The organism is Flavobacterium sp. NG2 (assembly GCF_034119845.1).
Classification (GTDB): Bacteria; Bacteroidota; Bacteroidia; order Flavobacteriales; family Flavobacteriaceae; genus Flavobacterium.
The window spans coordinates 1,083,577-1,096,606 of sequence record NZ_CP139420.1; the positions used below are offsets into that span (position 1 = coordinate 1,083,577).

Consider the following 13,030-nt stretch of genomic DNA (forward strand, 5'->3'; position numbering starts at 1 on the left):
AGTATTATTTGTTAAAACACTATATTTATTTAGATTAAATATAAATAATTTTTATATTTGTTTTCAGATAACATTATTATGAAAGATATACATCCCATATATCAAAACGAATTTGGCGTTGCATTTTTTTGGAAAGTAGAGAAAGAGATACTAAAAGACAAAGTACAACTCGTTTTTAAAGAAACGGGTTTACAAATGAATCCTGAGGAACTAACCGCTTTTAAGTGTTTAATTGAAGAGAGTTACAATCAAAACTACTGTTGTGATGATTGCGAATTCAAAGCTAGTTGTTCTAAATATTTAGTCAAAACACCTTTTAAAGAAGTTGATTTGGCGCTTTCCATCAATGAAATGATACAGATGAACAACCTAGTTTCTACTGCTTTGTTTAAAATTGATTTGGAAAGTTATTTATGGGGAGCGGGTTTGAATTAGTGGTATTCTTTTAATTCGAAATTTTCACCATCAAAAACGCCATACGTAAAGTAAGTAATCCAATCACCTAGATTCACATAATCAGCATTTTCGCCCACAGGATGAATCATTGGTAAGTGGCGGTGTCCAAAGATGAGGTAGTTGTAGTGCTTGGTTTCCAGTTTTCGTTTGGCATATAAAATAAGCCATTCGTTGTCTTCGCCTAAGAATTTAACATCATCAGCACCAGAAATTAATTTATTTTTTACCGATAAATATTGTGCCAATCGTACGCCAATATCGGGATGTAACCAGCGGAACAACCATTTTGAAAACGGATTGGTAAATACTTTTTTCATGCGTTTGTATCCCATGTCACCAGGACCTTTTCCGTCACCATGACCAATCAAAAAAGTTTTACCTCCAAAAGTGAATTCTTGATTATCGTGATACACTGGGATTTTCAATTCTTTTTGGAAATAATCATGCATCCACAAATCGTGGTTTCCTACGAAAAAGTATATAGGAATACCGCTGTCGCTAATTTCAGCTAGTTTGCCTAAAACACGCACAAAACCTTTAGGGACAACAGTTTTATATTCGAACCAAAAATCGAATAAATCACCCAATAAAAAAATAGCTTCGGCATCTTGCTTTACTTCGTCTAACCAAGCAACAAATTTCTTTTCGCGTGGCAAACTTAATTCGGCTGTAGGTGCTCCAAAATGTTGGTCGGAAGCGAAATATATTTTCTTATTACTTGTCATTTAAAAAATATCAAATTTTGGAATTTGGGATTTGAGTAATTGAAACTTTATAGATTATCACTAGCAAACCATTCTGCAAATGATGAATCTGTTTCTTGTAATTTTAGCGAAAATAACTCAATTCCTTCAGGTAAACGTCCCTTAATTCTATTTGAAAAATCAATAACCATATTTTCACTTGTAGGCTGATAATCTACCAAAATGACATGATGACCACGGTTTTTTAATTCTTTGGCTAATTCTATATGAGGTGTGGTTTCGTTGAAAACAGTGGCATGATCAAATTGATCAACGATTTCTTCTTTTACGATTTTTTTCAAATCAGAGAAGTCAATCACCATTCCAAATTTCACATGAGAACGATCAGTAATAGGGCGCCCCATTACGGTTACCGACAATTTATAACTATGACCGTGAACATTTTTACATTTTCCATCATATCCATAAAGGGCGTGACCGGTTTCGAAACTAAATTGTTTGGTGATTCTAATGTTGCTCATTTTGTTTTATTTTGAATGCAAATTTAGTGAATAGAAATGATAATTAAGCACTAATGATTATTTCACAAGAATTGACTCAAACAGTTTTAAAAAATCTTATAAAAGTTAACCGCTAATTCGCAGATTTTTATATTAATATTAGGACTGATTTATTTGCGCTAATACCGCTTAAAGCGGTTAATATTAAGTAAAATTTAATTAAAAAATTAGCGAATCTGCGGTTATAAAACTCATGAGTTTGGCTTAGCCCTGATGGAAGCGGCATCCTTTATTGCCCTTTTTCGGGCAATAAAGATATAGCGGACAGCAGGAATAGCTCCTAAAAAAATTATTTCTTAAACTGACTTAAAGCGTTTTTAGTAAAATCAGAAAGGACTAGTTTTCCTGAGATTTCGGCTCTTTCGAATAAGAGTGTATCCCAATTTTCAGTGCCTTCCCAAAGAACTTTTTTCATTTCGTATAGGGCTTCGGGATGGTAGGATGCTAGTTTTTCGACAAAAGAATTTAGGTTTTTATCTACTATTTCTTGGTTATCAAAAATTTCGGAAAAAAGACCTTTTTCGTTCGCCCATGCTGCGGTTTTCCATGTGTGTGGCGCAAGTGCCAACTGACTCATAGCAGTTTTCCCAATTTTGTGACTGACAGCAGGCTCTATAACAAAAGGGCCTATACCAATGGCGATTTCAGACAGTTTGATAGCACTGGTTTCAGTGGCAAAAACGTAATCACAAGCAGCTATAATACCTACACCGCCACCCACGGCTTTGCCTTGGACGCGACCCACAATGATTTTACAACAGTTGCGCATGGCGTTTAACAAAAGAGCAAATCCTGAGAAAAAATGTGTGCCTTGCTCAGGGGTTTGTACCGCCAAAAGTTCGTCAAAAGAGGCTCCAGCACAAAAAGCGCCATTGCCTTGACTTTGCAAAACGATAACTGAAACTTCCTGATTAGTGCTCAATGTATTGATTTGCTCCGTAAGTTGGTCGAGTAAATTTCTGGGAAACGAATTGCTCGCTGGATGTCCAAAAGTGAGTGTTGCGGTCTTGTTTTGAATGCTTGTCGTTACGATTCCAATTGTTTCTTGCACTGCCATAGGGATTTCTTTGATGTAAAGTTAAAAATATTAGGCTTATGGTTTGTTATTGATAGCCGAATTATTAGAATTTCCTTTTTTGGATGACTTATTATATTATATTTGTGAAACTAATGGGGATGTAGCTCAGTTGGCTAGAGTGCTTGACTGGCAGTCAAGAGGTCGTGGGTTCGAGCCCCATCTTCTCCACTAAGAATAAAATAGTAACCCTTGTAAAGTATAAATTTACAAGGGTTTTTTATTGTAACGAATCATTAAAAAGGAAATTTATTGTTCTAAAGATTGATATTGTACAACTATTTAATTTAAAACCGTTTTATGAAAATGACTAAAATAGTATCCTTTTATTTTGTTTTTTTTCTTATTCTTTTGAATGATCAAAGTCTTTTGGGGCAAATAAAGAATGATACTATAGGGTTGTCAGAACTAATTGTCAAAAGTTTACCTATTCAAAGCTCAATTCAAAATTCGGCTTCATCTATTTCCATCATTTCAAGGGAAGAAATCAAAATGTCTGATGGCATCATTCTTACCCCAGTTCTCAACAAGATTCCAGGAGTATTTATGCAACAAGGCTCGCTGAATACCAATAAAATAAGCATCCGTGCTGTTGGTTCTAGATCGCAATATAGTACCACTCGAATCAAAGCCTATTTTGAAGAAATTCCGCTTACTAGTACTGAGGGAGAAACAACATTAGAAGATATTGATTTAGAAGCAATAGGGAAAATTGAAATTATCAAAGGTCCTAATTCAACTAGTTTTGGAGCAGGGTTAGGAGGGGTAATTAACTTACTGGCGAACACAAGTCCTTCTGATAATTCATTTGTTAAAGCGGGGACGACAGTAGGAAGTTTTGAATTATTGAAACAGACAGTCAGTGCGGGCTATAGCGATAAGAAATCAAGTTTTTATACCAATTATGTTGATTTGCATAATGAAGGTTATAGAGCAAACAGTAGATATGACCGAAAGTCATTGAATCTATTTGGAAAGCACCATATTTCGAAAAAGGATATATTGTCTCTTTTTGCTATTGGAACACGATTGAAAGCTTTTATTCCAAGTTCTATTAGCGAAATGGATTTTAACAATGCTCCTCAAAAAGCAGCAACAACATGGGGAGAGGCTAAAGGATTTGAGTCTTATGACAAATTAGTGATGGGGTTAGGTCACCAACATAATTTTACGGAAAACTGGACTTGGAATTCTAGTATTTCTTCATCGTTCAAAAATGGCTATGAAGCTCGGCCTTTTGACATTTTAAAAGACAACAGTTTTTTATTTGGATTTAGGTCAAAGGTTAATCATTCGACTCAATTGTTTTCCTATCCAACTACTTTTAGTTTGGGCGTAGAATATTTAACCGAAAACTATGACTTTTCACTTTATAAAAATTTATATAAGTCACAGCCAGGTCAAGGAAGTATTCAGGGAGATCGATTTAGTGAAATCAATCAAAATAGAAACAATTCGAATGCTTTTATCCAAATGAATATACAGCTTACCAGCAAGTTGTTTTTAGAATCGGGCTTGGCATTAAATAGAACCAATTATCAGCAAAACGATGTTTTTGTTGAAAATAATATGGATGAAAAAAAGTATAGTTTTGGGTCAATTTGGTCACCCCGTTTAGGTCTGTCTTATGCAATTGCAAAAGGGAAAAACCTATTTTCATCCATTAGTAAAGGGTTCTCAACACCGACTGTTGCGGAAACATTAACGCCCGAGGGGCAAATCAATACAAGTTTAAAACCGGAAATAGGGGTGAACTATGAGCTGGGGTTCAAAGGTGTTTTTTTAAATTCTAAACTCTATACCGAGTTTGTGTTTTATACTATGAATGTTGAAAATTTATTAGTAGCCAGACGTTTTGCAGACGATCAATACATGGGAATTAATGCAGGGAAAAGTTCCCATCGGGGGATTGAATTCTTGGTCAACTATAAATGGATTCCTAATTCAAACATTCAAATTCAACCCTATTTTTCAGGAGCAATCAATAACTTTAAGTTTGATGAGTTTATAGATAAGGATAGCGATTTCTCTGGAAATAACTTGCCTGCTGTTCCTGATGTGCAATGGAATCTAGGGTTTGATTTAAAATCTAATTTCGGATTGAATTGGAATGCAAACTATGTTTTTTTTGGAAAAATGGCTTTGAATGATGCCAATTCAAAATACACTGAAAATTACCAATTACTAAATACCAAGGTTACTTATGCTTTTATTCTACTAAAAAAGGTAAAGACAGAAATGAACATAGGGATGCAGAATATCTTAAACGAAAAGTACGCTTCAAGTGTTTTACCAAATGCGGTTGGTTTTAGCGGTGCTTCGCCACGTTATTATTATCCAGGAAATCCAAGAAACCTATACGGCGGAGCAAGTTTTACCTATCTTTTTAATTAAATTTAGTCTTTGGGAATCGACTTTACTTCTTCAAGGGTAACTATTTTAGTTTGTTTGTTAGACCATGAATTCATAATGTAATTCATAACATCAGCTACTTCTTGGTTTTCCAGACCCATTTCAGGCATCGTATTATTGTATTTTTTTCCGTTAACGACTATTGGTCCAGTTTGACCATACTTCACGGCATGTATACTTTGTTTTCGTTTTTTGATGAGCCAGTCGGAACCATCAAGTGGAGGAAAATTAAGCTTGTCGCCTTTTCCGTTTGCTAAATGACATTGGATACAAAAATCAGCATAGATGTCTTTACCTCTGTTTATGCTCTTTTGTAATTCTGTTTTTTGTTGTTGAGAACTAAGGTTGATGTAGTTGGTACTATTTTCTTTTTCTAATACAGAACTCGATGAAACAAAAAATGCAAAGCTTACTAAAACTGGGCAAGTCAAAAAATAAAATTGATTAAATTTCATAGTTAATTAGGTATAATTCTAAAGATTCCCTTTTGTTCCACAGCCAAATAGAGGTAACCATCATGGCCTTGGATTACGTTTCTTACACGACCAATATCAGTGGCGATTTTTTGTCTCTTGATTACTGTATTTCCATTCAGTTTAAGGAGTTCTAAATATTGGAATTTCAAAGAGCCTACAAGTAAATGTCCTTTCCAATCAGGATATTTATCACCAGTAACAAAGGTCATTCCGCAAGGAGCAATGGAAGGTGTCCAATAATACAATGGTTGTTCCATTCCTGCTTTTTCAGTAATATCACTTAAAATTGAGCCATCATAGTTAATACCATAGGTAATTACAGGCCAGCCATAATTTGCTCCTTTCTTAATGATGTTGATTTCATCACCTCCTTTAGGCCCATGTTCGTGAGTCCAAATTTCACCTGTCGTTGGGTTTTTAGTCACTCCTTGAGGATTGCGATGTCCATAGGAATAAATAGCTTCTTTAGCTCCTGCTTTGCCGACAAACGGATTGTCAGTGGGGATTTTTCCATCATCTAGCAAGCGATAGATTTTACCTCCATCACGATTGATATCTTGTGGATTATCAAATTTTCTATTTCGTTCACCTATGCTAAAATAAAGATGGCCTTCATTGTCAAAAGCGATGCGGGAACCAAAATGATTTGGACCATTAGTGTCGGGTGCTGCGGTGTATAAATCTTCAATTTGTGTCAAACTGCCATCCACTAATTTTGCTCTTATGAGTTTCGTATTTGCGCCTTCGCTAAGTCCGTAAGAATAAGTAAAATAAATCCATCCTGTTTTTTCGTAATTGGGATGTAACGCAATATCTAGGAGTCCACCTTGACCACGTTTGAATACATCAGGTGTATTTTTTATTTCAGTGTTTACACCATTTTTAACATGAAAAAGCGTCCCACTTTTTTCAGTTACTAATAAACTGCCGTCAGCTAACATGACCATGCCCCAAGGAATGCTTATTCCTGTTGCAACAGATTCAAAGCGGTACTTTACTTCCTCGTCAGCTAATAGAATGTCATCATGTTTAACTTGTGAGGAACAACTCAGAATAAAAAATATAAAGAAAAACGAACAGATTTTAGACATCATTTTATGTTTTTTTTGAAATCAAAAAATAGGTAATAGTAAATATAGTGTTATTTATTAATATTATAAAATTTACTATTATTATCTGAAAATCAGTTGATTTGGTGCTTAATGATGATTGTTGTAATTTGGGTTCACAGCATAGTGAATAATGAAAGTGTACTGTTATTTAAAAAAGTTCAGTTCCATTCATTGTCTTTATTCCGCATTCGCATTATCAATTACTTTGGACATTCTAGAGATAATATCCGATTTATAACCTACCTCAAATAATTGTATAATTCCTTTTTTATCGATAACAATATTGGTGGGGTAAGAAGTTACATTAAAGTCGGATGCGATAGTTCTCCCTTCAGCGATAACGTCATAATTGAGTTTAAGCCTTTTGAAAAAATCATCTATTTTATCATTAGTGTCTAAGGCTATGGCTATGAAATGTACTTTTTGATCTTTGTATTTTTCTTTTAGTTCATTGAGTTTTGGGATTTCGGCTTTACAAGGAGCACAAGTTGTAAACCAAAAATTAAGAACAACAACATCACCAAGCATTTTTTTGGTGTCTATTTTTTTGCTATATATAGTGTAATCTTTAAGAAAAGAGGCTTTATTGCCAATATTTTTTTCTCTAAGGGCTTTATATCTCTCTTCGGATTCATTTTTACTTTTTTTGTATTCATCCAAAGTTTGAATTTCAAAACCTTCCAAAGAGTAAAAATTTTCAGGTAATTTTTCATAGTAAATACTTTTGGCTACCACCATAAAATGTCCAAATTGTTTACTATAACCAGGATATTGAAGTAAAAAGCCGTCTATTTTAAACTCTTTGCAATATCTTAAACCTAATTTATTGGTGTACATTATTTCTTTGGGTTTTCCATTTATAATGACAAAACCTTTTTCACATGCTAAATCACATATTTTTTTGTCTTCGATATTTGGAAAAGCTTCTACACTAATTTTGGGTTCTGTAAAATCGTATTCTATACTTTTTTTAAAAGTACTTAAAATAGAATTGCTATATACTTTACGTTTATTATAATCATAAAGTTTGAAAGACTGAATCTGTGATTTGTTCTTAAGTTGTCTTTCAATCATTTTGTCTTTATTGAAAGTGACAGTGATTTCGGTTATAAAGTCTGTTGAATTTTGTTCTTCGGCTGTTAAATTTCTTTCGTAGATAACATCGTAGATAATCAAAATGTCGTTCTTAATATTGTTTGCTTCCGCGGTTTTCCATTGTGAAAAACAAGTGCTGATGGTTAATAATTGAACAATTAATAAAAGAGAGTTATTTGTAATTTTTATTTTATTCCAAAAGCGTTTTGTATTATTCATAGTTGAGAGGATAATGTTTTTAATCAAAACTTTTTTCGTTAGAAATACTTTACAAGAATACATATTTTATTTTATTATACGGAAAAAATATTAATCTCTCTACCGATATTTTTATGATTTTTTGAAGTTTATTTTGCAAGATTAGAATTGATTGTATCTTTGAATTTTATTAGCATTTTGGATTTGTTGTAGTTTATCTGATTAATTTTACAATTCAAGTAGTTTTAATGAAATTATACATTTTTTAAAAAGATATACTTAAATAATGGGAGCAAAAGTAAGACCGAAGAAATCTGATAAAAATCCAGTAAAAAAACAAAATTCTAGCTCTATGGGTAGTAAAATTAAACTTTTCCTTTTGAAGGTGATTCTATGGTTTTTTGGAATTTCAATATTTTTTGTAGTAGTTTTTAAATTTGTTCCAGTGCCATTGACTCCTCTTATGGTTATTCGAATTATCGAAAATAAAACTTCTGGTAAAGATGCTGTTTTTAGTCACGACTGGGAACCTCTTGAGAACATTTCTATGAATTTGCAAAAAGCAGTCATCGCTAGTGAGGATGGTTTGTTCTTACGACACAACGGATTTGATTTTACAGCAATGCAAAAGGCATACAAAAACAACGAAAGAGGCCGTAGAATAAAAGGGGGTAGTACCATATCCCAACAAACAGCTAAGAATGTTTTTCTTTGGCAAGGACGAAGTTATTTGAGAAAAGGACTTGAAGCTTATTTTACTGTTCTAATTGAACTTATTTGGGGAAAAGAGCGTATTATGGAAGTCTATCTTAATAGTATTGAGATGGGGGATGGAATTTACGGTGCACAAGCTGCAGCACAGTATTGGTATCGAAAAGATTGTACAAGTTTAACCCCAATACAAGCAGCTGGAATTGCAGCTATATTACCAAATCCTAGAAAGTATAAAGCAACTAGTTCTTCGTCATATATCAATGGGCGAAAATCTAAGATTGTTAGGGTAATGAATTCAGTAGGCACTGTAAAATATTAATTCAGAATTAAAATTCATAAAAAAAAGGCTGTTTGAAATCAATATTTCATACAGCCTTTTTGACAAGAATACAACTGAACTAATTAGTTACTATAGCGTCTTTTTTCCAGTTTTTTACTGCTACAATTTTATTAGCAGTATAATCTATTTCGTTTAATGAGCTATCGTTCCATAAGAACCATTTTCCCACTTTTGCTCCGTTACTATATTGTGCGATAGCGATTTTATTACCAGTTTCATCGTAGGAAATCCATTCGCCGTGAAGTTTTCCGTCTTTAAAAGTACCTTGTTGTTGGACTTGACCATTCTCATAATAATAAGTAGCCATAACGGTATTGTTTTTTGCAACTTCTAATTTTGGTTTTCCTTCATTAGCAAATAACATTCCTGAAAGTAAAACGGCTCCTAATACTATATATTTTTTCATGGTTTAAAGTTTTTAAGGTTTGTTTTTCAAATGTAAAAACTTTACTTACGTTAAAAAAACAATTTGGTAACAATTTCATAACATAGACAAAAACTTAACATTGGAAATTTATTTTGACAAAATAAAAAAGGCTTTCGTTGATTACGAAAGCCTTAAATTCCTTAGGGAGATGACAAATTTTCTATTCGTCATTTGCAATAGCTTCTCTTTTCCAGTTTTTTACAGCTGCAATTTTGTTATTGGTAAAATCGACTTCATTCAAAGAACTCTTATTCCAGAAGAACCATTTCCCTGTTTTTTGTCCTTTATCGTAGATTGCAATGGCTGTTTTGTTTCCTTCCTGATCATAGGAAGTCCATTCGCCCTGAAGTTTTCCATTTTTAAAGAAACCTTCTTGCATGATTTGACCATTTTCATGAAAATACGTGGCTTTAACCATATTGTTTACGGCCTCTAGTTTTGGTTGGAGGTTTTGAGAGAATAACATTCCTGAAACCAATAATAGGGTAATCATTATATATTTTTTCATTTTATTGAGAATTTAAAGGGTTAAACTGATGATATAACAAATATAAGAAGGAATTTACATTAAAAAAACAATTTGGTAACAATTTAATAACATTGAGTAAAAACTTAACATTGGGATTTTGCATAGATATTTTGTTTTTAACTTAAAAAAGCAAAAATTCTCAATTCATTCTTCATAATTAGTCCTAAATTTGCATCCGTTCTCAAAAACGAGAAAACGAATAATCTAAAATTTTTATCATGTATAGAAGTCATAATTGCGGCGAACTGAACGCATCACACATTAACACCGAAGTTACACTTGCGGGTTGGGTACAAAAATCCAGAGACAAAGGATTTATGAACTGGGTTGATTTGAGAGATCGTTACGGTATCACTCAGCTTATTTTTGACGAAGGACGTACAGATAAAACTGTTTTTGAATTAGCAAAAACGCTAGGAAGAGAATTTGTTATTCAAGTAAAAGGAACTGTGATTGAGCGTGAAGCCAAGAACAAAAACATTCCTACTGGTGAAATCGAGATTTTAGTTTCAGAGTTAACGATATTGAATGCTGCGATAACGCCTCCATTTACCATTGAAGACGAAACGGATGGTGGTGAAGACATCCGAATGAAATACCGTTATCTAGACATTCGAAGAAATCCTGTAAAAAACAGTTTGTTGTTCCGTCATAAAGTAGCGATGGAAGTACGTAAATATTTATCTGATTTGGATTTCTGCGAAGTGGAAACGCCTTATTTAATCAAATCGACTCCAGAGGGAGCTAGAGATTTCGTTGTGCCGTCTCGTATGAATGAAGGGCAGTTTTATGCTTTGCCACAATCACCACAAACCTTCAAGCAATTGTTGATGGTAGGTGGCATGGATAAGTATTTCCAAATTGTGAAGTGTTTCCGTGATGAGGATTTGCGTGCAGATAGACAACCAGAGTTTACACAAATCGATTGCGAAATGGCTTTTGTAGAGCAAGAAGATATTTTGAATATATTCGAAGGTCTAACCCGTCATTTGCTAAAAGAACTTAAAGGAGTAGAAGTAGATAAATTCCCGCGTATGACTTATGAGCATGCGATGAAAACCTACGGAAATGATAAGCCAGACATTCGTTTTGGAATGGAGTTTGGTGAGTTGAATGAATTTGCTCAACACAAAGAATTTCCAGTTTTTAATGCGGCTGAATTGGTAGTTGGTATTGCTGTTGCAGGAGCGGGAAATTATACTCGTAAAGAAATCGATGCTTTGATTGACTGGGTAAAACGCCCACAAGTAGGTGCGTCAGGAATGGTGTATGCTAAATGCAACGAAGACGGAACCTATAAATCATCAGTAGATAAATTTTACGACCAAGAAGATTTGGCCAACTGGGCTAAAGTGACAGGGGCCAAAGCAGGTGATATGATTTTTGTGTTATCGGGTCCAGCTAACAAAACCAGAGCGCAACTTTCTGCTTTGCGTATGGAATTAGCAACACGCCTAGGATTAAGAAAACCAGATGAATTTGCGCCGTTATGGGTGGTTGATTTTCCATTATTAGAATTTGATGAAGAAAGTAACCGTTACCATGCTATGCACCATCCGTTTACCTCTCCAAAACCTGAGGACATGCATTTATTAGAAACCAATCCTGCTGATGTGCGTGCCAATGCGTATGATATGGTATTGAATGGAAATGAAATAGGTGGTGGATCAATTCGTATTCATGATAAAGAGACCCAACAATTAATGTTTAAATATTTAGGGTTTACCGAAGAGGAAGCGAAAGCACAATTTGGATTCTTGATGGATGCCTTCCAATTTGGAGCGCCACCACATGGGGGATTGGCTTTTGGTTTAGATCGATTAGTAGCAATTTTAGGAGGTCAAGAGACCATCAGAGACTTTATTGCTTTCCCAAAAAACAACTCAGGAAGAGATGTAATGATTGATGCGCCTTCACAAATTGATAGTCAACAATTAAAGGAACTACACATCAATTTGGACATAAATAATTAAGCGAAAACACTGAATATCAATTATTTTTACAAAAAAATACACAATAATGATGATTGTATTGTATTAAATATTACATTTGTCTCATTATAAATTATTATTACTATTACAATGCGTACAGGTACAGTTAAATTTTTCAATGAGTCTAAAGGTTACGGATTCATTACAGACGAAGAAACAGGAAAAGACATTTTCGTTCACGCTTCAGGAATCAACGCGGAAGAATTACGCGAAGGTGACAGAGTTAGTTACGAAGAAGAAGAAGGAAGAAAAGGTAAAGTTGCTGCTCAAGTAGCAGTTATCTAAGATAAAAATTCATTTTTTATTGCCAACGAATGTTTAAAAAACGTTCCAACTAATGTTGGGACGTTTTTTTTTGCTTAAAATTTTTGAAAATGTGGAGTACGGATTTCTAAAAAGAAAAATTATAAATAACGCAAAATTTAGCAAAAAATTATAACTTATTCTTAATCTAATGTTGTGATTTCGCTAATCGAATCCTATCTTTGTACCTAAAATAAAACTATAATATAACAAATATATGCTTACCGACCAATTAAATTACATTCCAATTTTTATGCAGTGTTTATTAGCTGTAGGATTTGTTGCAGGAACTATAGTTGTATCAGGGAAATTAGGGCCTAAAAGGAGGTCGGCAAATAAAGACCGCAACTTTGAGTGTGGTATCGAATCTGTTGGTAATGCTCGTATTCCTTTCTCTGTTAAGTACTTCTTAGTTGCTATATTGTTTGTTTTATTTGATGTTGAAGTTATTTTCTTATATCCTTGGGCAATCAATTTCAAGGAATTGGGAATGGAAGGGCTTTTAAAAATGATTGTTTTTATGCTTTTACTTTTGGTGGGATTCTTTTATATCATCAAGAAGAAAGCTTTGGAGTGGGAATAGTGAAATTTAGGATTTGAGATTTCCTAATTTAGGATTTATTAAAATACAGATTTTA

The 13,030-nt window shown here is 33.6% G+C and carries 14 protein-coding genes and 1 tRNA gene; 7 read left to right on the forward strand and 8 right to left on the reverse strand.

The annotated features are described in order from the left end of the window. Positions 1–78 precede the first annotated feature (78 nt). Positions 79–435, forward strand: a complete 357-nt coding sequence (locus SLW70_RS04600; protein ID WP_320890860.1) for a hypothetical protein — start codon at positions 79–81, stop codon at positions 433–435. On the opposite strand, the gene SLW70_RS04605 is transcribed toward SLW70_RS04600, so the two are convergent. The 3 genes from SLW70_RS04605 to SLW70_RS04615 all read right to left on the reverse strand — a co-directional run bounded on the left by SLW70_RS04605 (position 432) and on the right by SLW70_RS04615 (position 2,777). Beyond that, positions 432–1,181, reverse strand: coding sequence for a UDP-2,3-diacylglucosamine diphosphatase (locus tag SLW70_RS04605; RefSeq protein ID WP_320890861.1), 750 nt, complete (start codon positions 1,179–1,181; stop codon positions 432–434). The genes SLW70_RS04600 and SLW70_RS04605 overlap by 4 nt on opposite strands. A 47-nt stretch (positions 1,182–1,228) precedes the next feature. After that, positions 1,229–1,681 (reverse strand): 6-carboxytetrahydropterin synthase, encoded by a 453-nt coding sequence (locus SLW70_RS04610; protein ID WP_320890862.1) that lies wholly within the window; start codon positions 1,679–1,681, stop codon positions 1,229–1,231. 328 nt (positions 1,682–2,009) lie between these two features. Continuing rightward, entirely contained in the window at positions 2,010–2,777 is a 768-nt protein-coding gene (locus tag SLW70_RS04615) for an enoyl-CoA hydratase/isomerase family protein (RefSeq protein ID WP_320890863.1), read from the reverse strand. A gap of 115 nt (positions 2,778–2,892) precedes the next feature. On the opposite strand from SLW70_RS04615, the gene SLW70_RS04620 reads away from it, so the two are divergent. Both SLW70_RS04620 and SLW70_RS04625 read left to right on the forward strand, forming a co-directional pair. Continuing rightward, a tRNA-Ala gene (locus SLW70_RS04620) sits at positions 2,893–2,966 on the forward strand. 129 nt (positions 2,967–3,095) lie between these two features. Beyond that, positions 3,096–5,189, forward strand: coding sequence for a TonB-dependent receptor family protein (locus SLW70_RS04625; RefSeq protein ID WP_320890864.1), 2,094 nt, complete (start codon positions 3,096–3,098; stop codon positions 5,187–5,189). Positions 5,190–5,191: 2 nt separating this feature from the next. On the opposite strand, the gene SLW70_RS04630 is transcribed toward SLW70_RS04625, so the two are convergent. The 3 genes from SLW70_RS04630 to SLW70_RS04640 form a co-directional block, all read right to left on the reverse strand. After that, the gene (locus tag SLW70_RS04630; RefSeq protein WP_320890865.1) at positions 5,192–5,662 is read right to left on the reverse strand and encodes a cytochrome c; all 471 of its coding nucleotides are present in this window, start codon (positions 5,660–5,662) and stop codon (positions 5,192–5,194) included. Between the two features lie 2 nt (positions 5,663–5,664). After that, complete coding sequence (locus SLW70_RS04635; RefSeq protein WP_320891752.1) at positions 5,665–6,774, reverse strand: PQQ-dependent sugar dehydrogenase; 1,110 nt, start codon at positions 6,772–6,774, stop codon at positions 5,665–5,667. A 198-nt stretch (positions 6,775–6,972) separates the two neighbouring features. After that, positions 6,973–8,109: a TlpA disulfide reductase family protein gene (locus SLW70_RS04640; RefSeq protein ID WP_320890866.1), complete on the reverse strand. Its 1,137-nt coding sequence runs from the start codon at positions 8,107–8,109 to the stop codon at positions 6,973–6,975. A gap of 265 nt (positions 8,110–8,374) precedes the next feature. Here SLW70_RS04640 and mtgA point away from each other — a divergent pair, with 265 nt between their 5' ends. Then, positions 8,375–9,121, forward strand: coding sequence for a monofunctional biosynthetic peptidoglycan transglycosylase (gene mtgA / locus SLW70_RS04645; protein WP_320890867.1), 747 nt, complete (start codon positions 8,375–8,377; stop codon positions 9,119–9,121). Between the two features lie 79 nt (positions 9,122–9,200). Here the strand turns inward: mtgA and SLW70_RS04650 are convergent, their stop codons facing one another. Both SLW70_RS04650 and SLW70_RS04655 read right to left on the reverse strand, forming a co-directional pair. After that, the gene (locus SLW70_RS04650) at positions 9,201–9,548 is read right to left on the reverse strand and encodes a membrane-binding protein (RefSeq protein ID WP_320890868.1); all 348 of its coding nucleotides are present in this window, start codon (positions 9,546–9,548) and stop codon (positions 9,201–9,203) included. Between the two features lie 181 nt (positions 9,549–9,729). Then, complete coding sequence (locus SLW70_RS04655) at positions 9,730–10,077, reverse strand: membrane-binding protein (protein WP_320890869.1); 348 nt, start codon at positions 10,075–10,077, stop codon at positions 9,730–9,732. A gap of 239 nt (positions 10,078–10,316) precedes the next feature. Between SLW70_RS04655 and aspS the strand changes: the two genes are divergently transcribed. From aspS to SLW70_RS04670, 3 genes are all read left to right on the forward strand, one after another. Beyond that, a complete protein-coding gene (gene aspS / locus SLW70_RS04660; protein WP_320890870.1) occupies positions 10,317–12,071 on the forward strand; it encodes an aspartate--tRNA ligase in 1,755 nt (584 codons plus the stop codon). Between the two features lie 108 nt (positions 12,072–12,179). Then, a complete protein-coding gene (locus SLW70_RS04665) occupies positions 12,180–12,374 on the forward strand; it encodes a cold-shock protein (protein ID WP_108739554.1) in 195 nt (64 codons plus the stop codon). 235 nt (positions 12,375–12,609) lie between these two features. Further along, complete coding sequence (locus SLW70_RS04670; protein ID WP_320890872.1) at positions 12,610–12,975, forward strand: NADH-quinone oxidoreductase subunit A; 366 nt, start codon at positions 12,610–12,612, stop codon at positions 12,973–12,975. Positions 12,976–13,030 lie beyond the last annotated feature (55 nt).

Excerpts from the sequence above, each read along its gene's own strand:
- SLW70_RS04610 (WP_320890862.1), bottom strand. The coding sequence starts at position 1,681 with ATGAGCAACATTAGAATCACCAAACAATTTAGTTTCGAAACCGGTCAC.
- SLW70_RS04625 (WP_320890864.1), top strand. The coding sequence starts at position 3,096 with ATGAAAATGACTAAAATAGTATCCTTTTATTTTGTTTTTTTTCTTATT.
- SLW70_RS04635 (WP_320891752.1), bottom strand. The coding sequence starts at position 6,774 with ATGTCTAAAATCTGTTCGTTTTTCTTTATATTTTTTATTCTGAGTTGT.
- SLW70_RS04600 (WP_320890860.1), top strand. The coding sequence starts at position 79 with ATGAAAGATATACATCCCATATATCAAAACGAATTTGGCGTTGCATTT.
- mtgA (WP_320890867.1), top strand. The coding sequence starts at position 8,375 with ATGGGAGCAAAAGTAAGACCGAAGAAATCTGATAAAAATCCAGTAAAA.
- SLW70_RS04655 (WP_320890869.1), bottom strand. The coding sequence starts at position 10,077 with ATGAAAAAATATATAATGATTACCCTATTATTGGTTTCAGGAATGTTA.
- SLW70_RS04615 (WP_320890863.1), bottom strand. The coding sequence starts at position 2,777 with ATGGCAGTGCAAGAAACAATTGGAATCGTAACGACAAGCATTCAAAAC.
- SLW70_RS04650 (WP_320890868.1), bottom strand. The coding sequence starts at position 9,548 with ATGAAAAAATATATAGTATTAGGAGCCGTTTTACTTTCAGGAATGTTA.
- SLW70_RS04640 (WP_320890866.1), bottom strand. The coding sequence starts at position 8,109 with ATGAATAATACAAAACGCTTTTGGAATAAAATAAAAATTACAAATAAC.
- SLW70_RS04665 (WP_108739554.1), top strand. The coding sequence starts at position 12,180 with ATGCGTACAGGTACAGTTAAATTTTTCAATGAGTCTAAAGGTTACGGA.
- SLW70_RS04670 (WP_320890872.1), top strand. The coding sequence starts at position 12,610 with ATGCTTACCGACCAATTAAATTACATTCCAATTTTTATGCAGTGTTTA.
- aspS (WP_320890870.1), top strand. The coding sequence starts at position 10,317 with ATGTATAGAAGTCATAATTGCGGCGAACTGAACGCATCACACATTAAC.
- SLW70_RS04605 (WP_320890861.1), bottom strand. The coding sequence starts at position 1,181 with ATGACAAGTAATAAGAAAATATATTTCGCTTCCGACCAACATTTTGGA.
- SLW70_RS04630 (WP_320890865.1), bottom strand. The coding sequence starts at position 5,662 with ATGAAATTTAATCAATTTTATTTTTTGACTTGCCCAGTTTTAGTAAGC.